Annotated in this window: 23 protein-coding genes; 14 read left to right on the top strand and 9 right to left on the bottom strand. The window is 60.0% G+C overall.

Annotation, left to right across the window (positions count from 1 at the left end; genetic code table 11):
- Positions 1 to 11 precede the first annotated feature (11 nt).
- Positions 12 to 1343 (top strand): amidohydrolase, encoded by a 1332-nt coding sequence (locus ACEWMW_RS12225; RefSeq protein ID WP_409414221.1) that lies wholly within the window; start codon positions 12 to 14, stop codon positions 1341 to 1343.
- Between the two features lie 97 nt (positions 1344 to 1440).
- Here the strand turns inward: ACEWMW_RS12225 and ACEWMW_RS12220 are convergent, their stop codons facing one another.
- Complete coding sequence (locus ACEWMW_RS12220; protein WP_409414220.1) at positions 1441 to 1614, bottom strand: hypothetical protein; 174 nt, start codon at positions 1612 to 1614, stop codon at positions 1441 to 1443.
- Between the two features lie 54 nt (positions 1615 to 1668).
- Entirely contained in the window at positions 1669 to 3267 is a 1599-nt protein-coding gene (locus ACEWMW_RS12215) for an isocitrate lyase (protein ID WP_409414219.1), read from the bottom strand.
- Positions 3268 to 3420: 153 nt separating this feature from the next.
- Here ACEWMW_RS12215 and ACEWMW_RS12210 point away from each other — a divergent pair, with 153 nt between their 5' ends.
- From ACEWMW_RS12210 to ACEWMW_RS12190, 5 genes are all read left to right on the top strand, one after another.
- Positions 3421 to 4806, top strand: coding sequence for a helix-turn-helix domain-containing protein (locus ACEWMW_RS12210; RefSeq protein WP_409414218.1), 1386 nt, complete (start codon positions 3421 to 3423; stop codon positions 4804 to 4806).
- Positions 4807 to 4938: 132 nt separating this feature from the next.
- Positions 4939 to 5091 (top strand): hypothetical protein, encoded by a 153-nt coding sequence (locus tag ACEWMW_RS12205; protein WP_409414217.1) that lies wholly within the window; start codon positions 4939 to 4941, stop codon positions 5089 to 5091.
- Between the two features lie 188 nt (positions 5092 to 5279).
- Entirely contained in the window at positions 5280 to 7400 is a 2121-nt protein-coding gene (gene prsK, locus ACEWMW_RS12200) for an XrtA/PEP-CTERM system histidine kinase PrsK (RefSeq protein ID WP_409414216.1), read from the top strand.
- Positions 7397 to 8773 carry a PEP-CTERM-box response regulator transcription factor gene (gene prsR, locus ACEWMW_RS12195; RefSeq protein ID WP_409414215.1) on the top strand — a complete coding sequence of 459 codons (1377 nt, stop codon included), beginning with the start codon at positions 7397 to 7399 and terminating at the stop codon, positions 8771 to 8773. The genes prsK and prsR overlap by 4 nt, the downstream gene beginning before the upstream one ends.
- Positions 8774 to 8800: 27 nt before the next feature.
- Positions 8801 to 9787 carry a bile acid:sodium symporter family protein gene (locus ACEWMW_RS12190; RefSeq protein WP_409414214.1) on the top strand — a complete coding sequence of 329 codons (987 nt, stop codon included), beginning with the start codon at positions 8801 to 8803 and terminating at the stop codon, positions 9785 to 9787.
- Here ACEWMW_RS12190 and ACEWMW_RS12185 read toward each other — a convergent pair.
- Together ACEWMW_RS12185 and panB are read right to left on the bottom strand one after the other, a co-directional pair.
- Complete coding sequence (locus ACEWMW_RS12185; RefSeq protein WP_409414213.1) at positions 9759 to 10832, bottom strand: DUF475 domain-containing protein; 1074 nt, start codon at positions 10830 to 10832, stop codon at positions 9759 to 9761. The genes ACEWMW_RS12190 and ACEWMW_RS12185 overlap by 29 nt on opposite strands.
- 12 nt (positions 10833 to 10844) lie before the next feature.
- On the bottom strand, positions 10845 to 11717 hold the full coding sequence (gene panB / locus ACEWMW_RS12180) for a 3-methyl-2-oxobutanoate hydroxymethyltransferase (protein WP_409414212.1): 873 nt from the start codon (positions 11715 to 11717) through the stop codon (positions 10845 to 10847).
- A gap of 125 nt (positions 11718 to 11842) precedes the next feature.
- On the opposite strand from panB, the gene ACEWMW_RS12175 reads away from it, so the two are divergent.
- Positions 11843 to 13267: a sodium-dependent transporter gene (locus ACEWMW_RS12175; protein ID WP_409414211.1), complete on the top strand. Its 1425-nt coding sequence runs from the start codon at positions 11843 to 11845 to the stop codon at positions 13265 to 13267.
- Between the two features lie 54 nt (positions 13268 to 13321).
- On the opposite strand, the gene ACEWMW_RS12170 is transcribed toward ACEWMW_RS12175, so the two are convergent.
- Positions 13322 to 13807: a pyridoxamine 5'-phosphate oxidase family protein gene (locus ACEWMW_RS12170; RefSeq protein WP_409414210.1), complete on the bottom strand. Its 486-nt coding sequence runs from the start codon at positions 13805 to 13807 to the stop codon at positions 13322 to 13324.
- Positions 13808 to 13953: 146 nt separating this feature from the next.
- On the opposite strand from ACEWMW_RS12170, the gene ACEWMW_RS12165 reads away from it, so the two are divergent.
- Together ACEWMW_RS12165 and ACEWMW_RS12160 are read left to right on the top strand one after the other, a co-directional pair.
- Positions 13954 to 14718, top strand: a complete 765-nt coding sequence (locus ACEWMW_RS12165; RefSeq protein ID WP_409414209.1) for a hypothetical protein — start codon at positions 13954 to 13956, stop codon at positions 14716 to 14718.
- On the top strand, positions 14624 to 16219 hold the full coding sequence (locus ACEWMW_RS12160) for a Y-family DNA polymerase (RefSeq protein WP_409414208.1): 1596 nt from the start codon (positions 14624 to 14626) through the stop codon (positions 16217 to 16219). The genes ACEWMW_RS12165 and ACEWMW_RS12160 overlap by 95 nt, the downstream gene beginning before the upstream one ends.
- Here the strand turns inward: ACEWMW_RS12160 and ACEWMW_RS12155 are convergent.
- The 3 genes from ACEWMW_RS12155 to ACEWMW_RS12145 all read right to left on the bottom strand — a co-directional run bounded on the left by ACEWMW_RS12155 (position 16216) and on the right by ACEWMW_RS12145 (position 18018).
- Positions 16216 to 16578, bottom strand: coding sequence for a hypothetical protein (locus ACEWMW_RS12155; protein ID WP_409414207.1), 363 nt, complete (start codon positions 16576 to 16578; stop codon positions 16216 to 16218). The genes ACEWMW_RS12160 and ACEWMW_RS12155 overlap by 4 nt on opposite strands.
- A 116-nt stretch (positions 16579 to 16694) precedes the next feature.
- Positions 16695 to 17423 carry a carbonic anhydrase gene (locus tag ACEWMW_RS12150; protein WP_409414206.1) on the bottom strand — a complete coding sequence of 243 codons (729 nt, stop codon included), beginning with the start codon at positions 17421 to 17423 and terminating at the stop codon, positions 16695 to 16697.
- Between the two features lie 202 nt (positions 17424 to 17625).
- Positions 17626 to 18018, bottom strand: a complete 393-nt coding sequence (locus ACEWMW_RS12145; RefSeq protein WP_409414205.1) for a PilZ domain-containing protein — start codon at positions 18016 to 18018, stop codon at positions 17626 to 17628.
- A gap of 153 nt (positions 18019 to 18171) precedes the next feature.
- Between ACEWMW_RS12145 and ACEWMW_RS12140 the strand changes: the two genes are divergently transcribed.
- Genes ACEWMW_RS12140 through ACEWMW_RS12120 form a run of 5 tightly spaced genes read left to right on the top strand, consistent with a single transcriptional unit; the run spans position 18172 to position 26209 of the window.
- On the top strand, positions 18172 to 19416 hold the full coding sequence (locus ACEWMW_RS12140) for a putative DNA modification/repair radical SAM protein (RefSeq protein ID WP_409414204.1): 1245 nt from the start codon (positions 18172 to 18174) through the stop codon (positions 19414 to 19416).
- Complete coding sequence (locus ACEWMW_RS12135) at positions 19413 to 20861, top strand: UdgX family uracil-DNA binding protein (RefSeq protein WP_409414203.1); 1449 nt, start codon at positions 19413 to 19415, stop codon at positions 20859 to 20861. The genes ACEWMW_RS12140 and ACEWMW_RS12135 overlap by 4 nt, the downstream gene beginning before the upstream one ends.
- A gap of 1 nt (position 20862) precedes the next feature.
- Positions 20863 to 24396: an error-prone DNA polymerase gene (locus tag ACEWMW_RS12130; protein ID WP_409414202.1), complete on the top strand. Its 3534-nt coding sequence runs from the start codon at positions 20863 to 20865 to the stop codon at positions 24394 to 24396.
- Between the two features lie 21 nt (positions 24397 to 24417).
- Positions 24418 to 25470 (top strand): MBL fold metallo-hydrolase, encoded by a 1053-nt coding sequence (locus ACEWMW_RS12125; protein WP_409414201.1) that lies wholly within the window; start codon positions 24418 to 24420, stop codon positions 25468 to 25470.
- A gap of 4 nt (positions 25471 to 25474) precedes the next feature.
- Entirely contained in the window at positions 25475 to 26209 is a 735-nt protein-coding gene (locus ACEWMW_RS12120; RefSeq protein WP_409414200.1) for an extensin-like domain-containing protein, read from the top strand.
- 4 nt (positions 26210 to 26213) lie between these two features.
- On the opposite strand, the gene phoB is transcribed toward ACEWMW_RS12120, so the two are convergent.
- Positions 26214 to 26903 carry a phosphate regulon transcriptional regulator PhoB gene (phoB, locus tag ACEWMW_RS12115; RefSeq protein ID WP_409414199.1) on the bottom strand — a complete coding sequence of 230 codons (690 nt, stop codon included), beginning with the start codon at positions 26901 to 26903 and terminating at the stop codon, positions 26214 to 26216.
- Positions 26904 to 26963: the final 60 nt, after the last annotated feature.

Here is a 26963-nt window from a genome sequence, read left to right as displayed (position 1 = left end):
AGGCCACTCACATGAAGCGTGCCTTAATTTGCGGGGCGGCGTTTGCCGCAATAGTTCTGGCATCACCCGCATCGGCCGACACGCTTGGTGAACAAGTCGCGGCAGACATGCCGGAACTGATGGAACTCTATCGCGATTTGCACGCGAACCCGGAACTGAGTTTCGAAGAGCACGAGACAGCAGCCAAACTCGCCGCTCGGATGCGCGCGCTCGGTTTTGAAGTGACCGAAGGCGTCGGACAAACAGGTGTCGTCTCGGTCATGCACAATGGCGACGGGCCGACCGTCATGCTGCGGGCGGACATGGACGCGTTGCCTTTGGTCGAGCGGACCGGATTGCCGTTTGCTTCGACCAAGACCGCCGTTCCCGCCAGCGGTGTCACGACCGGCGTCATGCACGCCTGTGGTCATGATACGCATATGGCGGGCTTTATTGGTGCAGCGCAGCGGCTGGTCGCCAATCGAGATGGTTGGCAGGGTACCTTGGTAATGATCCTGCAGCCAGCCGAAGAGTTGGGAGCGGGTGCCAAGGCGATGCTGGACGATGGCTTATTCGAGAGGTTTCCCAAGCCGGATTACGTATTCGCGTTTCACAATGCGTCGGCTCCGCTGCCAGCCGGAGCCGTCGGTGCGGCACCAGGCTATGCGATGGCGAATGTCGATAGCGTGGATATCACCGTAAAGGGCGTCGGCGGCCATGGTGCCCAGCCGCACACGACCAAGGATCCTATAGTTCTGGCCAGTTCTATCGTGATGAAGCTCCAGACCCTGGTGAGCCGCGAAACGCATCCACTCGATACAGCGGTTGTAACCGTCGGGAGCTTCCTTGCCGGCTCCAAGCACAACATTATCCCTGATGAGGCGCGGCTCCAGCTCACTGTGAGAAGTTATAAGGACGAGGTGCGGGAGGCGTTGCTTTCCGGGATTGAGCGAATCGCACGCGGCGAAGCGATGGCTGCGGGGCTTCCCGAGGAGCTTATGCCTGTTGTCATTTCGAAGAAGGAGTACACCCCTTCGACCTACAACGATCCTGAGCTGACCAACGCACTGATCGAAAGCTTTGCCAAACGCTTGGGTCAGGACCGGGTTGGAATAATGCCGCCGACCACAGGGGGCGAAGACTTCGGCCGCTATCACCGGGCCGACAGAAAAAATGTCCGTTCGGTGCTTTTCTGGATCAGCGGTACCCCGGCAGAGCTGCTGGAGGAAGTTGCGGCAGGCGAAGCCAATATGCCCTCATTGCACTCGCCGTTCTGGGCGCCCGATGCCGAGAAGGTCATCGCGACTGCTGCCGAAACCCTGGCAGTTGCTGCCATGGACATGATGCCTGTTCCAGGCGCCTAGAAACAAATCAATTGCCCAAAAATGTTGACGGCCGCCGGAGCTTGGGGGCGCTCCGACGACCGTCTCTCCTCCCCAGGAGGTCTTGGCTCAGCTTGCTTTAATTATAGGTGCCGAGCCGGTGATGCAGTGCATTGACCTTGGCCAGTTCGTCACGGTCTTCGAGAGTCTTGGCATGACTTTCGAGTGCGCGCCGAAGGAGCCGCATGTCTGCGGTTGAGAGCAGTGCCCGCGCTCTGGAAGGCTCTTTCTGTTTTGTCTCTGGTTCGCTCATGTTGATGATCCTTTCGTGATCACGCAGCTTCGAACTGGTTCCCGATGGCTGCGTTTACGCAGCCTCGAACTGGTTCATGGTGTTGTCTTCGCCTGCCGCCTTCAGAGCAGCTTCACCAGCAAAGTACTCCTTGTGGTCGTCACCGATGTCGGAGCCGGCCATGTTCTGGTGTTTCACGCAGGCAATGCCTTCGCGGATTTCGCGACGCTGGACCTGCTTGACGTAGCCGAGCATGCCTTCTTCGCCAAAGTAGCGCTTGGCGAGGTTGTCGGTGCTCAGAGCAGCCGTATGGTATGTTGGCAGCGTGATGAGGTGGTGGAAGATACCCGCCTGAGCCGCAGCGTCCTTCTGGAAAGTGCGGATGCGCTCATCAGCTTCGGCAGCCAACTCGGTGCTGTCATAATCGACGCTCATTAGCCTGTCGCGCTCGAACGCGCTGACGTCTTTGCCGTCCGCTTCCCAGGCATCATAGACCTGCTGACGGAAGTTGAGAGTCCAGTTGAAGCTCGGCGAGTTGTTGTAGACCAGCTTTGCATTCGGAATGACTTCGCGGATACGGTCAACCATCCCGCCGATCTGGCCAATGTGCGGCTTCTCGGTTTCGATCCACAGCAGGTCCGCACCGTTCTGGAGCGAGGTGATGCAGTCAAGAACGCAGCGGTCTTCACCTGTGCCAGCGCTGAACTGGTAGAGGTTTGAAGGCAGGCGCTTGGGACGCAGCAGTTTGCCCTCGCGGCTGATCAGTACGTCGCCGTTGCCGAGTTCGTTCGCGGCGACTTCATCGCAATCGAGGAAAGCATTGTACTGGTCGCCGAGATCACCGGGCTCTTTGGTGAAGGCGATTTGCTTGGTCAGGCCTGCGCCGAGACTGTCGGTGCGGGCAACGATGACTCCGTCGTCGACGCCCAGCTCGAGGAAAGCATAACGAATGGCACGGATCTTCGCGAGGAAGTCTTCGTGCGGCACCGTAACCTTGCCATCCTGGTGACCGCACTGCTTCTCGTCGGAAACCTGGTTTTCGATCTGGATCGCGCAAGCACCTGCTTCAATCATCTTCTTGGCGAGAAGGTATGTTGCTTCGGCATTGCCGAAACCGGCATCGATATCCGCGATGATCGGCACGACGTGCGTTTCGTAATTGTCGATGGCGTGCTCGAGACGCTTTGCTTCGACCTCGTCACCGGCTTCGCGGGCTTTGTCCAGCTCGCGGAACATGCCGCCGAGTTCACGGGCATCGGCCTGCCGAAGGAAGGTGTAGAGTTCCTCGATCAGCGCCGGAACCGAAGTCTTTTCGTGCATCGACTGATCGGGGAGGGGGCCGAACTCACTCCGCAGCGCAGCGATCATCCAGCCCGAAAGATAGAGATACCGGCCCTTGGTCGTGCCAAAATGCTTCTTGATGCTGATCATCTTTTGCTGGCCGATGAACCCGTGCCAGCAGCCCAGGGACTGCGTGTATGCGGCTGGATCGGCGTCATAAGCGGCCATGTCGTCGCGCATGATCTTGGCGGTGTAGCGGGCGATGTCGAGACCACTCTGGAAGCGGTTCTGCAGCTTCATACGGGCTGCACTCTCAGCGTCGATCGCGTTCCAGGGCGCACCGTTTCCGGCGATGAGGCCTTGCATGGTGGTGATCTGGTTCTGGTAAGTCATCAAAAGCTCCTGCGGGGAATCGGTTGTTTTCGTTGCGGTGCAACATGGCGCATCTCATCGATTTTCGGCAGGGAAATTTACAAACTATCTTGTCTTGCGGCGCGATATCGACGATCATTGCTGTAAATATGTAAAGATGTTTACAGGTGATTCGTGGCTGATGATGCTGTTTTTGCTGGTGCTGCGTTGCGTCGCCTCAGGCGCCGCGAACGTTTGACGCAGGCCGCCATGGCCGAACGCCTGGGTATTTCGCCGAGCTACCTTAACCTTATCGAGCGTAATCAGCGCCCGCTAACCGCCAGGGTGATGATGCAGGTGGTCGATAGGTTCGACTTCGACCCCAGGGGATTCCGCGAAGACGAGAGTATTGGCGGCGTCGCGGGATTGGCGAGGCGCTTCCAGGACGAGCGTTTCGCTGACTTGGGCATCGACCGCGAAGATATTGCCGAGTTTCTTGCCGCCGCGCCGCAAGCTGCAGCCGCATTTGCGCGGTTATATGACGGTGCGGGAAGTGCTTCCGCCAGCATGTCGGATCCGCTTACCGAATCGCGCCTCGAGATCGAGCGGTGGCGCAACCACTTTGCCGATCTCGACACGGCAGCAGAGGAAATGGCGGATGAGATGCGCCTTTCGCGAGGGGACATTGGCGTGGCCATGACCGAGCGGCTGCGCGAGCGTCACCAGTTGGCCGTGCGCATATTACCACAGGATGTTCTGCCCAATTCGCTGCGGCGCCTCGATTTCCACGCCCGCCAGGTGCAGATTTCTGAGTTGCTTCCGCAGTCAGCGCGCAATTTCCAGGTCGCCGTGCAGCTGGCACAGCTCGAGAAGCGCGACGACATCGCGGCGATTGCGGCGGGATCGGATTTCGGCGATCCGGCAGCGCGGCAGTTGTTCGAACGGCACCTCACGGGCTATTTCGCTGCGGCGCTGATCATGCCGTATTCGCGCTTGCTCAGGGCTTGCGAAGCGACCGGATACGACCTGACGGTATTGCAGCGGCGTTTTGGAGTGAGTTTCGAGCAACTGGCGCATCGGCTCACCACGCTTCAGCGGGTTGGCCAGCGCGGCTTGCCATTCTTCATGGCGCGGATTGATCGTGCAGGCCAGTTCTCCAAGCGCTTTGCGGGGGCGAGCGGCGCGACCCTGCTGGAAGGCGAGAACAGCTGCCCCCTATGGAATGTCCATCGGGCTTTCGAGCGTCCCGGTGAGCTGCATGTCCAGCAAGTCGTGGTTGATGGGATGGATGCAGCTCCAGCGCACTGGTTCACCATAGCGAGTGCTGTCACTGCCGGGGACGGTGCAGAAGGTGCGCGGTTTGTTGTCATACTCGGTTTGGAAGCCCGTCTCGCTGGTGATCTCGCCAATGCGCGCGGGATCAGGCTTGATACGGAAACGGCCCAACCGATTGGGCTGGGATGCGCGCGATGCTTCCGTCCCGACTGCCGCCAGCGGTCGCTACCGCCGCGCGGGAGCCAGCTGCGATTCGAAGCGATAACCCGGGGAATCGCGCCGTTCGATTTCGGCTCTGAGAGCTGACCAGGCTATCGTGGGATGGCCCTGCCGATAGCGCCGCTCCGTTCATCTCAATAAAGACCGATTCACCTTCTCGCTTGGGGATCGCGCAACGCTTTGTGGCGCCAATGGTCCTTTCTGCGCTGAGGAGGCGATATGGCAGACTGGAACCGGACAAATTACGACCAGATCGAAAGCGAAAGGCGCTGGAAAATCGCGGTGATCTCGCGCGATCCGATTGCAGGTGTTCCTCCGGGTCTCGTCGCTTTTCTCGGAGCCTCGCTTGTATTGCTCGCATTCTGGCGTTGAACCGCGGGAAAATATCAAGTTTTCAACGTAGTGCAGCGCCGGGTGTAAAGTTTACCGACATTTCATACCTTCGAACTAATCCAAATATCGAGTTAACGCCAAGTGGACCCGCCGATGTTTGGAATACGCATCGCAGATGACATTGCTACGAGCCTAGAGCGCGTCCGCTTCTCCGTGGGGTTCGTGCGATGATTTCCGGTAATTCGGAATGGCTGACCGTGCTCGGCACGTTGTCCTTCATGCTCGGCGCGATTGCCAGCATCAGCGCGGCAGCTTGGATCTACCGTAGCGGAGACCGTCAGCGTCCTGACCGCCAGGCGCTTGTCAGCGCGCTCTGCCTCACAGCGCTCTGGTGCGTCACGCTTGCGGCCTACGGTACCGGTACATTTCTGGCGAGCATCACGGAAGCTGCCCGAAATCTGGCGTGGCTAGCGGTGCTCCTGCGTCTGTTCTCCAATGATGGGCGCGACGCCAGCATGGCACCTGTACGGCCTGTAATTATCGTGCTTTCATTCGTAGTTTGCCTGCAGCCGATCCTTGCATCTGTAGTGCATGACTTTGCCCGGGCTGGTGAGTTCTCCGCCCTAGCGGTGCAGATTTCTACCTTGTTCCATTTGCTGGTCGCAGTCGGAGCGCTGGTGCTGCTGCACAATCTCTATGGCGGCGCTGCCCCGACTTCGCGGCAGATCCTGCGATGGAGCTCGGCCGGACTTGCGGCCATGTGGGCCTTCGATCTCAACTATTACACCGTCGCCTATCTCAGCGATTCCGCGCAGGTTGAGTTAGGCGCACTTCGCGGCGTCGTCGCGGCGTTGGTGGCGCTGGCTCTCGCGCTTGGCGCGCGCTCGTCGACCGCAGGGCTCAACTTCAAACCATCGCGCGCAGTCACCTTCCAGTCGCTATCGCTGATCCTGATCGGTGCCTACCTCATGGCAATGATCGCCATTGCGCGCTCGCTGAGCCTGTTCCCGGGCGACCTTGCGAGGATGACGCAAGTCGGCTTCGTCGTTGCTGCTACCACCGTGGCCTTCCTGTGGCTTCCTTCCAAGAAGATGCGTTCGTGGCTCCGTGTGACTGCCGCAAAGCACCTTTTCCAGCATCGCTACGACTACCGAGCTGAATGGCTGCGGTTCAACGCCACGATCGGCAGCGGCGGAGCAAGCGCGCTTTCGCTGCAGGAACGAGCCGTTCAGGCGCTGGCGGATATTACCGATAGCCCGTGCGGATTGTTGCTCACGCCGGCAGACGATGGGTCGCTTGCACTCGCTGCACGCTGGCAATGGCGCGCGATCGAAGTGCCGGGCACCGCCTTGAGCGATGAACTGGGCCACCTGCTGGAGCGCGAGAATTTCATACTCGATCTTGATGAAGTGCGCAGCGGGGTCGACCGCCATGGCGAAGCCGAACAAGTTCCCGGATGGCTACTCGAAGACGAGCAAATCTGGGCGCTGGTGCCATTGTCCCACTTCGACCGACTGGTTGGAGTCGTCGTGCTGGCTCGTCCGCCACATGCGCGCTCGCTTGACTGGGAGGACTTCGATCTGCTCCGGGTCGTTGGGCAACAACTGGCAAGCTACCTTGCCGAGCACGCTGGCCAGCAGGCGTTGATGGAATCGAGCCGATTCGATGAATTCAATCGCCGCATTGCTTTCGTGATGCACGACATCAAGAATCTATCGAGCCAGATCTCGCTCCTACTCCGTAATGCTGAAAAGCATGCTGACAAGCCCGAGTTTCGCGAGGACATGCTCGTTACGCTGCGCAACAGCTCAGACAAGCTCAATCACCTGCTTGCGCGGCTGGGTCGCTATGGGACCGATGCCGTATCCAAGCGGGACCGATTGGATCTGAGTCAGGTCGCGCATCAGGTCGGCAAGCGGTTCGAAAACTCGCACCCAGTTACTGTCGTGGCGTTGGAACCTTGCACAGTAAGCGGCGATCAGGAAGCGATCGAACAAGCGGTCGTCCACCTCGTGCAGAATGCGATCGATGCGAGCGATGACAGTGCTTCCGTGTTCGTGGAAGTCACGAACGATGGCGTGCTTGGGCGGCTCGAAGTGGTCGATTCCGGCTGCGGGATGAGCCCGCAATTTATCCGCTCAAGCTTATTCAAGCCTTTCGTATCGTCGAAGGCGGATGGCTTTGGTATTGGCGCATTCGAAGCGCGCGAACTGGTGCGCACAATGGGAGGTCGGCTCGAAGTCGAATCTCGCGAAGGTCTGGGTTCGCGCTTCGCGCTATGCCTTCCGCTCCATGCGACCGCTGATTTCCTCAATACAGATATTCCCTCCAACGCGAAGGTGGCATGATGGCCGAAAAAGACGCACCGCTACCCAAGTTGCTGATCGTCGAGGATGACGAAGGCCTGCAGGCGCAGCTCAAATGGGCTTACGAGGATTTCGAAGTCCTGATCGCCGGTGACCGACAGAGCGCCCTTGCGCTGTTGCGGTCTGAAGAACCCGCTGTCGTCACTCTGGATTTAGGCCTTCCACCCGATCCGGACGGCACCAGCGAGGGCTTTGCCGTGCTTGACGCGATCATGGAACTGCGCCCGGAAACCAAGGTGGTGGTGGCATCGGGCCATGGCGCACGGGAAAGCGCGCTGCAGGCAATCGAGCGCGGGGCTTACGATTTTTATCAGAAGCCGGTGGACATTGAGGCGCTGGGATTGATTGTCCGCCGGGCACTCAATCTGGCGAAGATCGAAGACGAGAACCGCAAGCTGGCCGCTCAGGCAGGGGACGATAACACGGTGCTGGGCGGGCTGATCACCAGCGCGCCGGAGATGGTCAAAGTCGCACGGACGATCGAGCGCGTCGCCAATACGAATGTCTCGGTCCTGCTGCTGGGAGCGAGCGGGACCGGCAAGGAATTGCTGGCGCGTGGAGTGCACGATTCGAGCGATCGCAAAGTTGGCGAGTTTGTCGCGATCAACTGTGCTGCGATTCCGGAAAACCTGCTTGAGAGCGAGCTTTTCGGGCATGAGAAGGGTGCGTTTACGGGAGCGATCAAGACCACCGAGGGCAAGATTGAGCAAGCCAATGGCGGCACACTTTTCCTCGACGAAGTCGGCGATATTCCTTTGCCCCTTCAAGTCAAGCTGCTCCGATTCCTGCAGGAACGCACAATCGAGCGTATCGGTGGCCGCAAGCCAATTGAAGTCGACACGCGGATCGTGTGCGCGACGCATCAGGACCTCGAAGCGATGATCGCCGACGGCGGCTTCCGCGAAGATCTCTACTACCGGCTGGCGGAAATCGTCGTGAAGATTCCGTCGCTTGATGAGCGCCCCGGCGACGCGACTCTGCTCGCCAAAGCCTTCCTGCAACGCTTCTCGGCCGAGATGAATCCGTCGCTTAAAGGATTTGCACCTGATGCGCTGGCGGCGATCGACGCATGGCATTGGCCGGGCAATGTTCGCGAGCTGGAAAACCGCGTGAAACGCGCCGTGATCATGGCCGAAGGCAAGATGATCAATGCCGAGGATTTGGATCTCGACGACGCCAGCGAGACCGAGCCCGAAGCACTAAATCTCAAGGCCGCTCGTGAACAGGCGGACCGGAAGATCATCCGCCATGCACTGGCCCGCAGCGAAGGCAATATCTCGAGCACTGCGCGGATGTTGGGTATCAGTCGCCCGACTCTCTACGACTTGCTTAAACAGTATGATCTCCACGCATAGGACTTAGCCCACTCGACAGATTGCCCAATGGCAGGCAGGGCGCTGTTCATGCGCAAAGTGATGGCATTGCTGTCTGACCCGATGATCATCCTGTTGGTGATCGTCACGGTCTTGGCGCTTGCGATGCCGGTCACCGGTGAGACGCGAGCCGCGATGCAGCAGGCTGCAAATGTCGCCATATTCGTCCTGTTCCTCGTCAACGGTATTCGCGTGCCGCGCGGCGAAATCCTACGCGGCCTCGCCAACTGGCGTTTCTTCCTGCCACTTACCGTGTTTGTTTTCGGAATCATGGCGCTAGCCGGATTGGGGTTATCCCATGCTGCGAGCGGAGTATTGCCGCCGCTCATCGCGCTTGGCTTCCTGTTCCTCGGCACTCTGCCGTCCACGATCCAGTCGGCGACATCCTACACTACACTGGCGGGCGGCAATGTTGCGTTGTCGGTCATCGGCGCCGCGCTGCTGAACGTCATCGGCGTAGTAGTTTCCGCGCCCTTGTTTGCATTGCTCGGAGGGGGTGAAGCGGCGGCAGATCTTTCGAGCGTGATCGTGAAGATCGGGCTGATTCTGCTGCTTCCTTTCGTGATCGGGCAAGTCATTCAGATGCGTTTCAGACCCTGGGTTGTCGAGCACAAGAGCCAAGTCGTGTGGCTCGACCGGTTCGTTATTGCCCTAGCGGTATTCGTCGCAATGTCGGGTGCGGCGGAGCAGGGGATTGTCGAGCGATTGGACGGGGCGACCTGGTTAACCCTGCTTGCCTTTGTGATTGCCTATCTGCTTGTAGCCAACTTGGGGGCCTGGAGCTTCGGCGGATTGCTCGGTCTGGCGCGGCAGGACCGGATATCGTTCCTGTTCGCAGCCTCGCAAAAGAGCGTCGCTGTGGGCGCGCCGATGGCGGCAATTCTGTTCCCGCCCAACGTTGCGGGCTTCGTCATCGCGCCGGTGCTGCTGTATCACCTGCTCCAGCTGATGCTGGCCGCGCCGCTCGCTAACTGGTTGGCTGCACATCCGCGCTAGCGGAGGTTTCCTTGCGGTTGTGCCGGATCGACCACCATAGTGACAGCCCAATCAACACCGCCCCGATGAGACCCGTGATAGTCTCGGGGATATGAACCTTGGCCGAAACCAGCATGATCATTCCCAGCACGATAATCGCCCAGAAAGCGCCGTTTTCGAGGTAGCGATATTGAGCCAGGGTGCCTTGCTTGACGAGATGGATCGTCATCGAACGCACGAAGATCGCGCCGATCGACAGCCCCAGTGCGATGATCACCATGTTATTGGATAGTGCGAAGGCACCGATTACGCCGTCGAAGCTGAAACTCGCGTCAAGGACGTTGAGATAGAGAAAACCGCCAAGGCCACTACGCACGACCGCTCCCGTCAATCGCTGCTTTTCTTCGTGCAATTCAAGCATCGCATTGATCCCTTCGACCGCGATAAACGTCACCAGTCCGAGTATCCCGGCGATAAGAAAGGTCAGGGCATCGTCTGGCGGCAATGTTGATGAGATGCCCCAGAGGACGAGCAGCAGGATGCCGATTTCCGCTGCGGGAAGGGCCGCAAATTTCGACAGAAATTCCTCGATTGTAGCGATCCAGTGGATCTCCTTGTCCATATCGAAAAAGAACTTGAGGCCGACCATTGCGAGAAATGCGCCACCGAAACCGGCGATGCCGATGTGGGCAGAACTGACCAAGCGTTCGTATTCGACCGGATCGTTTAGCGACAGGCGGATGGTCTCCATCGGGCCGATCCCCGCCGCAATCGCAACAATTGCCAGCGGGAATACGATGCGCATGCCAAACACGGCGAATGCTATGCCCCAGGTAAGGAAGCGGCGCTGCCAGACATCACTCATTTCCTTGAGGACCGAGGCGTTCACAACAGCGTTGTCGAAGCTGAGCGAGACCTCGAGCACTGACAATACAACGACGATCCATAAGATACCGAGCGTATCGGTCACCGAGCCGGTGCTGGACCAGCCGTACCATATCGCCAATCCGAGACAGATAAGCGTGAAAACGAAGGAGAATTTGTAGAAGCGCAGCAGCGTCGCCATTGGATATTACTTTCAGGTCTTTGGCTGATATGTCTGGTCTTCGCCGGGAAAGGCGCGGGTTCGCACCTCTTCGGCATAGGTCGCCGCAGCCTTGGATATGACGGAAGCCATGTCTTCATATCGCTTCACGAAACGCGGGACGCGCTCGAACATGCCTAGCATATCTTCCGTCACGAGCACCTGACCGTCACATTCTGCAGAAGCGCCGATGCCAATCACGGGAATCTTCAACGATTTTGTCATCGAGATTGCGATCGGCTCCACCACACCTTCCGCGACGACCGCGAAAGCCCCGGCATCCTGGACTGACTTGGCATCCCGTAAAATCTTCTCATGTTCTTCCTGGCTGCGTCCACGCGCCGCATACCCGCCCAAGACGTTCACTGCCTGCGGGGTCAATCCCACGTGCGCCATGACCGGAATGCCGCGATTGGTCAGAAACGTAATGGTTTCTGCCATTGCTTCTCCGCCTTCGAGCTTTACCGCTGCGCAGCCGGTATCCGACATGATTTTGGACGCCGCTTCAAAGGCTTGTTCTTTCGAAGCCTCGTAAGCTCCAAACGGCATATCGACTACAACGACTGCGTGATAACTGCCGCGAACGACTGCGGCGCCATGCGCGATCATCATGTCGAGTGTAACCGGCAGCGTGGAATCCAGTCCGTAAATCACCTGGCCGAGCGAATCCCCAACAAGGAGCAAGTCGCAATGTTCATCCAGCAATTGCGCCTGACGAGCGGTATAGGCCGTCAGCATGACCAGGGGTTCCTTGGTCAGGCCATCCTTCTTGTGATCGCGGATCTTCGGCACCGTTAGGCGCTTGCGGGGGCGCGGCGTGGGATTGGCCCTACTGGTGGAAGTGTCGAGCTGGAAGGTCGTAGACATGGCGCGCTTTTAGACGAGCAGGGGATTTGCGCAATTGTTCGCTCGACTGGACAGGCGAATCGATGCAGAAAGCAAGGCGTACAAAGGCCGAGCAATGCAAGCGGGGCCAGGAGAGGGATATTGATATGGCTGGTGCAGCGGCAGCGGGCGGGGGTTGGTCCTCGCGTACAGCATTTATTCTTGCGGCAGTTGGCGCTGCTGTCGGCCTCGGGAATATTTGGCGCTTTCCAACCCTTGCCGGTGAAAACGGGGGCGGCGCGTTTGTCCTAGTCTATATCGGTTTTGTTGTGTTGCTTGGCGCGCCGCTGGTGCTGTCTGAGATTTTGCTGGGAAGAGCTGGCGGTGAGGATGCGATCGGATCGGTCCGTAATGTCGCCAGGGCTTCCGGCCGTTCGGAACGTTGGCGCGGCCTGGGCGCCCTCCAGATTACGAGCGGCTTCCTTATACTTTCCTTCTATTGTGTGGTTGCCGGCTGGGTGGTGAACTACATTCTCGCTTCAGGCGAAGACTGGTTTGGTGCACTATTCGCTGGCGATCCTTTTGCCATGGCTTTCGACGGCGAGACGCAAGAGCAGATCACGGGCAGGATGGGCGCACTTTTCGGCGATCCGATCCGTATGATCGCCCTTCACAGCGCGTTTATGGCGATCACCATCTGGATCGTGGCGAGCGGTGTGACTGACGGAATCGAGAAAGCTGCGACATGGCTGATGCCTGCATTCTTCGTGCTGCTGGTGATGGTGACAATCTACGGTGCATTCACAGGCGATTTTGGACGCGCCCTTTCCTTCATGTTCACACCGGACTTCTCCAAGCTTTCTCCGGGCGTTCTGAATGAGGCCCTGGGTCAGGCGCTATTTTCGCTCAGCCTCGCAGCGGGCGGACTGCTGACTTACGGCGCTTATGTGAGCAAGGAAGTGAACCTGGCGCCTACTGCGGCTATGATTGCGGCAGCCGACACCGCGGTAGCGATCTTGGCAGGCCTGATGATCTTCCCGATTGTCTTTGCGGTGGGGCTTGATCCGGCAGCCGGCCCCGCGTTGATTTTCCAGACCCTCCCGGTGGCCTTCAGCTCGATGCCTGCCGGAGCGCTGGTGGGCTTTGTCTTCTTCGTACTGATCTTCTTTGCCGCGCTGACCAGCTCGATCTCGCTGCTTGAGGGACCAACAGCCTGGGTAATCGATGCGTTCGGCCTTAAGCGCCCCAGCGCAGCCATCTTGGTCGGGCTGACTGCTTGGCTGATCGGGGTCGCCTGTGCGCTCGGCTACAGCGTGTGGTCGGACGTGAGGCTTTTGGGCTTCTGGGACATCTTCGCGAACACAGACATTCTCGATACGATCGATGGCTTTACCGGCAAGATCATGTTGCCGCTTGCTGCGCTGCTTGTTGCAGTGTTTGTTGGTTGGCGCGCCGACCGGCAGTTGGTCGAGCGCGAAACCGGGCTGTCGGGTGGAGCTTTTGTACTTTGGCGCTTTCTTGTCGCGTGGCTGTGTCCGATTGCAGTTTCCGTTGTGCTGCTTTTCGGTCTGTTCCCTAACCTGCTCGGATAGAAAAAGGCCGCCCCATGAGGGACGGCCTTTTGTGAGCGTACGGTTGATCGCCTGTTAAAGGTCAACCGACTCCACGTGGCGCTTCTCTGCTTCTTCGTGGATATTCATGCCCAGTGCCATCTTGGCAGTGTTGAGCAGACCCAAGTCTCCGCTCCAGATCTCGGCATCGCCGAGGTCCATACGCAGGAACAAGATGTCGGGATCGTCCTTGCCTTCATCGTACCAAGCTTCGACGAAGTTGTTCCAGTGCTTTTCGAAGATCTGGGGATTGGTTTCGATCGCCAGATCACCGTTGAAGCGTGCAAAGATTTCATGGTCTTCGCCTGTGAATGTTGCAGTTACCTTGCCGAGCTTGGCAAAATCGCTCTTATCCTGAGTGAAGAACCAGATCGAGCTGTTGGCATCTTCATCCAACTGCGCGGTCATCGGAACGGCTGTCTCGGGCTGTCCATCGCGTTGGAGGAAGAGGAACGGGGAATCAGCGAGCGCTTCCCAGAATTTGGTTTTGAGTTCGTCGGCGTTACCTTGTGCATATTTCATTTCGGGAATTTCTCCTTTTTGTATGGTTTTCAAACGCATGAAAGTGAGATTTCGTTCCTGATCCTACGCCGGACGGGGGCTGGGGATAGACGAATTGCAATTAGATGCGAATTAGAACATAAATAGAACAAACGAGTCGTTCCATTATGCCATCTGCTATTGCCCTGCCACCGTCGATCGGGGCCGGAATTGTCCGGCTGGGCCAGTCGTGCGCGCGCCGCTGGCAGCCCGGCCTGGTATGCGAAGAAGGCGATGCACATCACTGCGAAGTGCTGGCCCCATCGGGGGAAGCGAGCGGGGCAGGGGCGGCGCTGGCCCTCGCGCTGGATCATCTGCGCACTGTCCGGCGCGGTGAGCATGACGAGACAGAAGATTTACGCAGCGTGTTGTGGGTACAGGATCAGAAATCGATCCGGCTCAATGGCCGTCCTTATCGACCGGGATTGCCGCCGGATCTGCGCGAGCGTGTGATCCACGTCGCGGCCGATAAAGCGGAGGATGTGCTTTTCGCGTTGGAAGAGGGGCTTCAATGCAAGGACTTCGCCTGTGTGATCGGCGAGCTTGCGGGCAATCCCCAGGCGCTCAACTTTACGACCTCGCGGCGACTCAGTCTTGCCGCGGAGAGGCATGGCGTTCCGCTCTGGCTGGTGCGCCACGATGCCGCGCGCGATCTCAGTTCAGCGCGCATGCGCTGGCAGGTGCGTTCGGAGCGCTCGCCGTTGCCGCCATGGAATGCCGCTGCGCCGGGTACGCCCAGCTGGCGGGCCGAGCTGTTCCGCTCCCGTACCCATACCGAAGGAGAATGGATCCTGCGCGATGACACGCAGCGCCTCTCTGCCCAAGCAGCCCGGCAGGCGTATCCTGTCGGTCTGGCTTTCGCAGCTGGCGATCGATCGCTGGCGACAGGTTGAGGGTATCGGGCGCGGTGAAGGCCGCGATGCCTCACCGCTGGTATTGATCGCCGAAACTGCGCATGGCCCCCGGATCGAGGCGGCCAATGATGCCGGGCGCGCAAGCGGCGCGCGCAAGGGCCTGATGCTGGCCGATGCCCGCACGCTCTGCCCGCAGATCGACGTCGCGACTTATGATCCGGCGAGCGATCTCGATTTCCTTGAGAAACTGGCACTGTGGGCCCGGCGCTGGGGTCCGTGGAGCGCGATGGATGCGCCCGATGGCTTGCTGGTCGATGTTACGGCAGTGGCGCATCTGTTTGGCGGCGAGACAAGACTGCTGTCCGATGCGGGCAAGGCCTTTACCGCGCGCGATCTGGCGGTTCGTCTCGCCATCGCGCCCACCGCCGGTGCTGCCTGGGCGCTGGCGCATTACGGCCCGCCCGCTACCATCCTTGCAGCAAATGACGACATGGAGGCACGGCTTTCGGACCTGCCCGTTGCTGCGTTGCGGCTCGATGATGACGTACTGCTGGTACTCAAGCGTTTGGGCCTCAAGACGCTGGGCGACCTGTCCGAGCGGTTCAGCGAAGCCAGCGGGCGCGATGCGCTCCACCGCCGGTTCCGCAATCGCAAGTCGCCCATGGCCAACCCGCTGGTGCGAATGGACCAGCTCTTGGGACGCGTGCCCGAGCCGCTCCTGCCTGTGATCCCGCAGCAAATGCCGCTGGTCCAGCGCCGCTTGATGGAGCCGATCCGCCACCGCGAGCTTCTCGACCAGGTGATGGGTGACCTCGCCGAAGACATGGCGCGCGAGCTTGAGGGGAAGGGCGAGGGCGCTCGGCGGCTCGAACTGGGCTTGTGGCGGGTCGATGGCGAGGTGGTGGTGCGCCAGCTCGAGCTGGCGGCGGCATCGCGTGATCCCGCGCATATCTGCCGCCTGTTTGCTGCGCGTCTGGACGATGTCGATGCCGGTTTCGGGATCGAGATGCTGCGCTTGCGCGCCAGTTGGTCGGGGCCATTGGCGCTCGGGCAGGGGGACATCGAGGCTTCGGCGCAGAAGCACGGCACGTCGCTGGCGGCCTGCATCGACCGGTTGTCCGTCAGGTTGGGGAAAGGCGCAGTGCAGCGACCGGTGCCTTTTGCGAGCCATCTGCCTGAACGCGCGCAGAAGTGGAAAGAGGCGTTGGAGCCGGAACCTGTTTCGCAAGGCGAATTGGCTTTTCACGAACGCCCTTTGAAGCTGCTCGATCATGCCGAGACCATCGCCGTGCTGTATGCTACGCCCGATGGCTATCCGCAGAAATTCCGCTGGCGCGGCAATGTCCACGAGGTCGTACGGGTCGAGGGACCGGAGCGGATCGCGCCCGAATGGTGGCGCGAGCGCGGCACTGCGCGGCTGCGCGATTACTACCGGATCGAAGATTCAGCGGGGCGGAGATACTGGATATATCGCCAAGGGCTGATCGGAGACGGGAGGGGCGGCCTGCCGCAGTGGTTCCTGCAGGGGCTGTGTGCCTAGTCCGTGGTAGCAGCCTCAGGTGCGTCTTCGGGTTCATACTCCGGATCGACCGGAACTTCGTTCCCATGCTTCAGCTCTGAAATCTCAGGCGAAACAGCGCTGGTCTGGCAAACGCGCACCGACTTGCTGCCGCTGCGCGCATTCGAACGCATGACTGCAGTGGCGGCGATACGCGACTGGTCCATCGCAGCGGGAGTGTTGTTGAATGGCGGGACAATCACCTGACCGGCAATGCAGGCGACACGTTCGCCTTGCTCGGTCTTCACAGGTTCATCTTCCAAGACACCCTCTTCGGTGCCTTGAGCAAGGGCGGCCTGCGGTCCGGTTGCCATCAATATGATGCTGAGAATAATAGACATGCACAGCCATTGGGGAAGAACCTATGTCCGCAGGCTGAACACCGAAAAAATTACATTATTCAAGTATATGGGCGGCCTGCCTAGGGGGGAGGGATTTGCAGGCCGCCCGAACTCAATCAGTGTGAATGGGGACCCACCAACAGGCGATTACCCAGCGGCTGGATAGACCGAGCGGTCGGCCCAAGCTCTTCGGTAAGCGCTTCGATCTGCTCGGCGCTGGCAGTCAGCACTTCGTGTGCGACATGCCAGTTCACGCCTTCGCTGCAAGGCGGTGTCGTGAGCGAGCCCATGTAGCGATAGACAGTGAGGTCATCAGGGATCATGCTCGAAGCATCGACCGTGAGCGCTGCACCATTGCCTTCATCCATGCTGTCGACCAGCACTTCGAGGCCAGGGTTGGCATCGCCTTCCTTGAACATCACACCCAGCACGCCAAGCTCACCGGCTTCGGTCGCGTGTACGAAGTGACCCACGAGCGGATAGCGCTCGCCGTCAATCGCGTGCTCGGCAGGAGTATGGAAATGCACCTGGATAAGATTGAAGGTCTTGCCGCCCGAATGCATGTGCAGGCCGGAAGCGAAGTCGATCTGGACCTTCTCTTCCGCAATCGCGAGCGTACCCGCTGTCGAAGCATAGTTGGTTTCTACGGTCAGATTTCCGTGAGCCTTGGCCTGAGCCAGATCGATCGGTGATTGCATCAAACCTGCGTCGCACATCGCATAGTCGCTACTCACGAGCGACCAACGCTCGGGCATTTCACCGTCACCGAAGTTCCAATCCTTGTCGGCCGCGATGACCGGGGTAGCGACCATTGCCGCTGCAGCTACAGAAGCCAGAAATTTCATTATCTTCTCCTCGCCGGCACCCGGCAAGGGTGCCGCCTGAAATGGGTGTGTGGAACCAGCTTGAAGAAGTCCGCGCCAGCCCGTCGTTTAAATGCGTCCGACATCACGAGCATTTGCTCGCCAGAGGGGCCCGGCCCGCGCAAATGGAATGCAGCGAGCCGCGATTGGTTCCGGCTATCTAAACTTTTTGGATGATTTTGCCTTAGTCGCGCGAGACCAGACCGCGGCGACCTTTGGGCGCTACGGGAATGTTTCCGAACTTGGCCACCGGCCCGGAGGGTTCGGATTGGGTCGATGCAAATTGCTCGAGTTGGTTACGCGATATCGGGCGTTCGAACTCGATGCCGCAGCCATCTTCATTCGACCAGATGATCTTGCCGAAGGCTTCGTGGGTTTCCCATTCGAGTAGGCCCGAAGTTCCGGTTGGCGGCGGGTTGTTGGTTGTGAAGCGCGCACCGTCTTGCGAGATGTCATAGAGCCAGCCTTGGCGGTCGCCCATGGGCATGCGCAGCTGTGCAGGGCAATCGACACGATAGCGCACCGAAGATCGGCGTTCGATGTGCTTTGCCTGTGCCTGAGCGCGAAATAGACCCACACTTGTGCTCCTGAACCGGGTGACTGCTTGGCTTCGCCTGATTTAGTTAAGATCGGATTGAGAACACTCTTTCGGCTGCGCAAGTTTCTGAAAGTGTGCGGGCTTTTAAAAATGGGGCTAGCCGACTCATGCAGGAGAACATATATAGAACATATGGGCTCGCAAACAATCATGGAGAAGCTGGAAATTCTTGCCGATGCGGCGAAATACGATGCGTCTTGCGCGTCATCCGGGACGGCGAAAAAGAATAGTCTAGGAGGAAAAGGCATCGGCTCTACGGAGGGGATGGGCATCTGCCACGCCTATGCGCCCGATGGCCGGTGCATCTCGCTGCTCAAGATCCTGATGACGAACCATTGCGTGTTCGATTGTCATTACTGCGTCAATCGCAAGAGCTCTAACGTGCGGCGCGCGCGTTTCACGCCGCAGGAGGTCGCCGATCTCACGCTAGCCTTTTACAAGCGCAATTACATCGAGGGATTGTTCCTCTCATCGGGCATCATCAAGAGCTCGAATTTCACGATGGAACAATTGGTCGAAACGGCGCGAATTCTGCGCGAAGAGCATGATTTTCGCGGCTACATCCATTTGAAAACGATCCCCGAAGCCGATCCTCAGCTGGTCTATCAAGCGGGGCTCTATGCCGACCGTGTGTCAATCAATGTCGAACTGCCGACCGATGCCGGGCTAAGCCGCCTCGCGCCGGACAAGGATGCGCGCCAGATCGAAGGCGCACTGGCCAAGACCAAGACCGACATTGTCGAAGCGAAGGATGCGAAGAAGCGCTTTCGCCATGCGCCGCGCTTCGCGCCTGCAGGCCAGTCGACCCAGATGATCGTCGGGGCTGACAAAGCAACCGATTGCGACATCGTCGGCAAGGCCAGCAAGCTCTATAGCAATTTCCGCCTGCGCCGCGTCTATTACAGCGCCTTTTCGCCGATCCCCGATGCCAGCGCGGTGCTGCCATTGAAGCGCCCGCCGCTGATCCGCGAGCACCGGCTCTACCAGTCCGACTGGCTGATGCGGTTTTATGGCTACAAGCCGCAGGAAGTGATGCAGGCGGCCGAAGCGGACGGCAACCTGCCGCTCGATATCGATCCCAAGCTCGCCTGGGCGCTGAAATTTCGCGAGCGATTTCCGGTTGATGTCAATCGCGCATCGAAGGAAGAACTGCTGCGTGTGCCGGGGCTGGGGACCACGGCAGTGCGCCGCATCCTCGCCAGCCGTCGCCACCGTGCCTTGCGGCTCGATGACGTGGCGCTGCTGACGCAATCGATCACCAAGGTGCGTCCTTTCATCTGCACCGTCGATTGGCGTCCGGTCATGCTGACCGACCGTGCCGACTTGCGCGGCCTGCTCGCGCCGAAGCAGGAACAGCTGGAGCTGTTTGCCGCATGACTGCACTCCAGCACGTCAAGCTCGGCACCTATTACGTGGTGCATATGCCGGAGCCGGATGATTTCGGCTTCTGGCGGGAGCGCGCGCGCGCTCTGATCCAGTGCGATGTTCCGCCCGATCGGATCGCCTGGATCGAACCGGGCGGTAGCGGGGACCTGTTTTCGCATTCCGATTTTCCAGGGGGCGAGCGTCGGATGCCCGTTCCCGAGCCGGATGCGAAGCCCGTTCGCGCCAACAAGCGGTTCCTCAGCCTCGCGCGCAATGCCGCGCTCCATTCCGATCCCGAACGGTTCGCGCTGCTCTATCGCCTGCTGTGGCGGCTGCAGGCCAAACCGCGGATGATGGAAGACAAGGCCGATCTCGATGTCCGGCGCCTGGAGGAACTGGACAAGAATGTCCGGCGCGATAGCCACAAGATGCACGCCTTCGTGCGTTTCCGCCGCATGGAAGGCGATGACCGGAGCGAGCATTATGTCGCCTGGTTCGAACCCGAACATCATATCGTGCGCACCAATGCCGGTTTCTTCATCCGCCGCTTTGCGAATATGCGCTGGTCGATCCTAACACCGCGCGGCTGCCTTCACTGGGACGGCGAGACCTTGTCCGAAAGCCCGCCGGCCGAGCGCTCGGATGCGCCGGGCGGCGATCCGATGGAGGAGCTGTGGCGCAAGTATTATGCCTCGATCTTCAATCCGGCGCGGCTGAAGGTCGGCGCGATGCTGCGCGAGATGCCCAAGAAATACTGGAAGAACATGCCCGAGGCGGAACTGATTCCGCAACTTGTCGCAGGGGCGCAGTCGCGCGAGGCGCAGATGGTGGCGGCTGGCGCGCTCGAGTTTGAGGCGCGGCCGCAAACGCTCGCGGCAATCGGAGAGGCAATCAAGGATTGCCGCAAATGCGCGATCGGCTGCCTCGATAACCGGGCGGTGATGGGTGAGGGGCCGGAAAGAGCCTCTTTGATGATCGTTGGCGAACAGCCGGGCGACCAAGAGGATCTTGCAGGCCAGCCCTTTGTCGGCCCTGCCGGTCAATTGCTGGACGAACATCTAGAGAAGGCCGGCATCGACCGACCGCGCGCCTACGTGACCAATACGGTCAAGCACTTCAAGTATGTCCAGCGCGGCAAGCGACGCTTGCATCAGACGCCCACCGCCAAGGAAATCGATACCTGCCGCTGGTGGGCCGAAAGCGAGCGCGCGATCGTGAAACCCAGACTGGTGCTGGCGCTGGGCGCGTCGGCGGCGCGCGGGATACTCGGCAAGACGGTGAGTATTTCCAAGGCGCGCGGGGCACCTATCCCGCTTGAGGATGGAAGCGAACTGTGGATCACCGCGCATCCTTCTTACCTGCTCCGGCTCGATGGCGATGCGCGCGCGAAGCAAGCGGCGTTGTTCGATGCCGATCTTGCTGCGGTGAAGGAGCGGCTCGTGGAACTGCAGGCGTGACATGCCGGAAAACGACCAGCAGATTCCCAAACGGAGTGTCGAGCTCGACCCCGAGCTAATCGACCCGCCCGCACGGGCCCCATTTGTCGAGCTGGGGCTGGTGAGCTGTTTTAGCTTTCTGCGCGGGGCGAGCGATGCAGTCGACCTGGTCATGACAGCGCGTGCGCATGGCTATGACGCGATCGGGATCGCCGATTCGAATAGCATGGCCGGGGTCGTCCGCATCCACACCGAAGCGAGTACGCTCAAGCTGCGCCCCGTCATCGGCTGCCGGATCGAAACGGTTGAAGGGCTGGCATTCCTTGCTTATCCGAAAGACCGCTCGGCCTACGGCCGCCTATGCCGCTTGATCTCGGCTGGACGGATGCAGACGCTTGACGGCGAGTGGCAGGAAAAGGGCGAGTGCCACATCTCGCTCGCCATGTTGGCGGAGCATAGCGAGGATGTGCAGCTGATCCTGCTTCCGCCGGATGATCTGGAAGCGGAGTTTGCGGTTGCAGTCGAGAGTAACGTGGTGGGCTTGGATCGCGCACCGATGCGCGAGATTACCCGTGGAACTCTAGCCGATTTCCTCCCCCACTTGATGGCGCAACTTTCCACACTTCGCCATATTGCCGCGAGCTATCTCTACCGGGGCGACGACATCGCCCGGATCACCCGGTTGGATAATCTGGCCAAGGCGCATGGGCTGACGATCCTCGCTACGAATGACGTGCATTATCACGCGCCTGAGCGCCGCCCGTTACAGGATGTGATGACGGCGATCCGTCACAAGACCACGGTGGCGCGGGCAGGGCATCTGCTCCACGGCAATGGCGAGCGTTACCTGAAACCGCCCGAAGTCATGGTGAAGCTGTTCGAGCACTGGCCGCATGCCATCGCGGCGGCGCGTGAGGTGGCCGATGCCTGCAACTTCTCGCTCGACGAATTGCGGTACGAATATCCGGAAGAGATTTATCCTGCCGGGATGGGGCCGCAGGAATATCTCGAGATGGAAAGCTGGTGGGGCGCGGAAAACCGTTACCCGCAAGGCGTGCCGTCCCATGTCTTCGACACGATCGAGCGTGAGTTAGCGCTGATCTGCAAGCTCGATCTCGCGCGCTATTTCCTCACGATCAAGGATATCGTCGATTACGCGCGTTACGAGGTCGAGCCGCCTATCCTGTGCCAGGGGCGCGGCTCGGCTGCCAATTCTGCGGTTTGCTATTGCCTTGGCATCACCTCGGTCGACCCCTCGAAGCACGCCCTGCTGTTCGATCGTTTCATTTCCGAAGAGCGCAAGGAGCCGCCCGATATCGATGTCGATTTCGAGCACGAGCGGCGCGAGGAAGTGATCCAGTACATCTATGGCAAATATGGCCGCCACCGCGCCGGGCTGACTGCAACGGTGATCCATTTTCGCCCGCGTATGGCGATCCGAGAAGTGGGCAAGGCGATGGGGCTGAGCCAGGACGTCACCGCCGCGCTGGCCAAGACAGTGTGGGGTGGGTGGGGCAAGGAAATCGGCGAGGCACATGTCAGCGAAACGGGCATGGATATCACCGATCCGCATCTCAAACGTGTGCTCAAGCTCACCGAACAGATGATCGGCATGCCGCGCCACCTTTCGCAGCATGTCGGCGGCTTCATCCTCACCGAAGGCGCGCTGACCGAGACGGTTCCGATCGGCAATGGCGCGATGCCCGATCGCAGTTTCATCGAGTGGGACAAGGACGATATCGAGGCACTCGGTATCCTCAAGGTCGATGTGCTGGCGCTGGGGATGCTGACCTGTATCCGCAAATGCCTCGACCTGCTGGAGGATCATCACGACCGCTCGCTCACGCTGGCCAGCGTCCCGCGCGAGGACCCCGAAGTCTACGCCATGTTGCGCAAGGGGGATTCGCTCGGCGTGTTCCAGGTCGAAAGCCGCGCGCAGATGAACATGCTGCCGCGCCTGCGGCCGCGCGAGTTCTACGATCTGGTGATCCAGGTGGCGATTGTCCGCCCAGGCCCGATCCAGGGCGACATGGTGCATCCCTATCTCAAGCGCCGCCGCGGGGCGGAGCCGGTCGTGATCCCCGCGCCGTCGCCCGAATACGGGCCGCCCGATGAGCTATCGAGCATCCTGGAGCGGACACTGGGTGTGCCGATTTTCCAGGAACAGGCGATGAAGATCGCGCTCGATGCGGCGAGGTTCAATTCGCTCGAAGCCAACCGCTTGCGCAAGGCGATGGCGACCTTCCGCAGCCGCGGCATGGTCGACGAGCTGCAGGACATGATGGTCGAGCGGATGGTGACGCGCGGCTATGATCGCGATTTCGCGCAGCGGTGCTTCAACCAGATCCGCGGCTTCGGCGAATACGGCTTTCCCGAAAGCCATGCAGCAAGTTTCGCGCACCTGGTCTACGTTTCGAGCTGGATCAAATGCCATTTCCCCGCCGCTTTCGCTTGCGGCCTGCTCAATTCGCAGCCGATGGGTTTCTATGCCCCGGCACAGATCGTGCGCGATGCGAGCGAGCATGGTGTCAGGGTGCTGCCCGCCGACGTGAACGAGAGCGAGTGGGATAGCGCGCTGGAAGAGCTAGGCGAAGCAGGTAAAACGCGGGAAGGGCGCATGGACAACCACATCGCCCTGCGCCTCGGCTTGCGCCAGGTCGATGGCCTGCCCGAACACGTCGCAGCGCTGTTGGTAAGCGAGCGCGAGGCAAACGGCCCCTACCGTGACGTGCGCGAATTGCGTGACCGGGCGAAGCTCTCTCCAGCGCATATCGAGCGCCTCGCCAGCGCCGATTGCTTCGGCTCGATGAACCTGCCGCGCAGGCAAGCCCTGTGGGATGCGCGCAGCCTCATCGGCGTGCCCGAGCTGCCACTGTTCCAGGCGGCGCAGGCGCGCGACGAGGGTGCAGAAGAGAAGGCGACCCGGCTTCCGCGCATGCCGCTATCCGAGGAAGTCGTGGCCGATTACCAGACCACCCGGCTCAGCCTGAAGGCGCATCCCATGGCCTTCCTGCGCGCCTCGCTTGCCGAGCGCGGTTTCGTGCGCGCCTGCGACCTGCGTGAGCGCAAGTTTCGCTCGATGGTGCAGGTAGCGGGCGTGGTGCTGATCCGCCAGCGCCCCGGATCGGCCAAGGGGGTGTGCTTCATCACGCTGGAAGACGAGACCGGGGTGGTGAACCTGGTCATATGGCCGGACCTGAAGGAGAAACAGCGCCGTGTGGTCATGGGATCGCGGCTGATGGAAGTGCGCGGGCGCGTGGAATATGACGACGAGGTGATCCATGTGATCGCCCAGCACATGACCGATGCCAGCGATGAACTCTACAAACTGTCTGACGATATGCTTTCAGCGCCACTAGCCCGCGCGGATCACGTCAACTCGCCGCTACCCGAAGGAAAAGTGAATCCCCGCAACGAATTGCGCAGTGGGTCTGAGGATCCGTATCAACCGGTGGAGCCATGGCAGGAGCCACCTCCGAGCAACCGCGAATGCGGTTGGCATGGTGGCCATCCGCGCAATGTCAGGATCATTCCCAAATCGCGCGATTTCCATTAGCCTGTGCCTGAGGAGACCCGCATGTTTTTCGAATCCGTCACCGATGGTGGCTGCAAATCCTACGTCATTGCCTGCGAAGAGACCTGCCAGGCAGCGATCATCGATCCCTCGCTGGCGAAGCTGGATCACTACACCGGCATCATGAACCGCGAAGGACTGAATGTTCGATATCTGATCGATACACACACGCACGCCGATCATTTCTCCGCTGCAAAACACCTTGGACAGCATTTCCAGGCACCGGTGGTGATGCATCGCTATAGCCCTGCACCGCATGTCGATCTCCATGTCGAAGATGGGCATTCGCTCGTTCTCGGCGACCTGCGTCTGAAAGTGCTCTACACCCCCGGACACACGCGCGATTCGATCTGTCTCCACGCGCATGACCGCGTTTTCACAGGCGATACGCTGCTGATCGGAGGGACGGGACGGAGTGATCTTCCCACCGGCGATCCGGAACAGCTCTACGAAAGCCTGTTCGGCAAGTTGCTCGATCTTCCCGGAGGAACGCTCGTCTTTCCTGGCCACGACTATCGCGGTAATGAAAGCTCTACCATCGCGGCCGAAAAAGCGGAAAACCGCCGGCTCAAGCCGCGCACGCTGGGCGAGTTCGTCGAGCTGATGGCGAGCCTCAACCTTGCCGCTCCGACTCATCTTACCGAAGCTCTGCGTACCAATATGACGGGCGGAAAGACTGTCCGGCAGCTGCTAAGCGATGCCGCGCGCAACATTCCCTTTATGTCGCTCAGCGACCTGAAGGCGCGCCTCGATGAGAAGCGCAACGATTTCGTGGTGCTCGATGTGCGCGAGCGCGACGCATACCAGAGAGGGCATGTCCCCGGAGCTTTGCACCTCGCGCGCGGGCAACTGGAGATGAAGGTCGACCAGACATTTCCCGATCCCCACCTCGAGATCGTCACGATTTGCGAGGTTGGACGGATCTCGACCTTGGCGGCAGCCACCCTGCGCGAAATCGGATTCATGCGTGCCGTAGCGCTTGATGGCGGGATGGAGCGCTGGAAGGAAGAAGGCTTTCCGATCGACACCGGAGAAGATCCTGCGCTACTGATCTGACGAATTGCCGCAAGCACGCAGACTATTCTCGCGTCGTATCGGGCGCTTTCGCTGGGACCGGGCAGCACTTGCAGCGCTGATCGGCCTGGCCATTGGCGTCGGCGCGCACGGCTGGCTCTTGAACCATCCGCAGCATAACCCTTGGGCGCCGCTCGACCTGCGCGATCCGCCGGGGTGGGCGACTGGGGCCAAACTGCTCGCGCTGCGCGGCGATACAGCGCTGTGCCGAGAGGTTCTCACACGAAGCGAGGTAGAATTCGAGGTGTTGCCGCCAGACGGTGATGGGCCTTGCGCACGGCCCGATCGCACACGGCTAACCGCATTCCCGTTAGCCCCGGATACACCGGCGACCACCTGTTCCGCAGCTGTGGCAATGTATTTGTGGGAGCGCGACGTGGTGCAGCCAGCCGCCCAACATCAACTGAGCGCACAAGTGATTCGAATTCAGCACCTTGGCGCCTATTCTTGCCGTCGTCTCTATGGCCGTGATGAAGGCCCCTGGAGCGAACATGCCTCCGCAAATGCGATCGATATCGCCGGTTTCGTGCTCGCCGATGGCACCACGATTAGCGTGCTTCGAGACTGGGAGAGCGATACTCCGCAGGCGCAATTCCTCCGCCTGGTCCGTGACGGATCATGCGATCATTTCGCAACGGTCCTTTCACCCAATTACAACGACGCACACGCCGACCACTTCCATTTCGATATGAGTGACCGCTGGACCAGTCTGTGCCGGTAGGCTCCTAGGAAGGCTCGAGGGAATATCCTGCGCTGCGGACAGTGCGGATCGGATCAATAGCGCCTTCGATTTCGATTGCCTTGCGTAGTCGGCGGATATGGACGTCGACCGTGCGGAGCTCAATATCGCTGCCTGTGCCCCACACGCCGTCCAGCAACTGGTTGCGACTAAATACACGTCCGGGGCTTTCCATGAAGAACTGCAGGAGTCGGTATTCGGTGGGGCCAAGCTGCAATTCCTGGCCTTGTCGCTGGACCCTGTGCGCAACCGGATCGAGCGTGATGTCGCCAACTGCGATACTTTCGCCGGCCAGGGCCGGGCGGATCCGCCGCATCACGGCGGCCACGCGGGCAAGCAATTCGCGCGGCGAAAACGGCTTGGTCAGGTAATCGTCTGCACCGGTTTCGAGGCCGCGCACACGGTCGTCCTCATCCTCACGCGCAGTCAGCATGATAATCGGGAGGTGAGCTGTCCGTTTGTCCCTGCGGAGCCTGCGACAGACCTCGATCCCGCTTGTACCCTCGATCATCCAATCAAGGATCATGAGATCAGGCAGGTCTTCCTGCGCCATCACCAGCGCCTCATCGCCATCTGGCGTGACGCGCACTTCGTAGCCTTCCTTTTCGAAGCGGAACTCAAGCAGCTCCGACAGTGCAGGATCGTCTTCAACCAGGATCAGTTTGGGCGCCGACATGGGCTATTTTCCCCGAAGCTTGCCGCGATTACAGACGCTGCGAATACTACGGTTTCGCGA

This window comes from Litorerythrobacter xanthomarinus, from assembly GCF_046254955.1.
Taxonomy (GTDB): domain Bacteria; phylum Pseudomonadota; class Alphaproteobacteria; order Sphingomonadales; family Sphingomonadaceae; genus Qipengyuania_C.
Note: the sequence above shows the minus strand (reverse complement) of the source record. Positions and strands in the feature narration are given on the sequence as shown.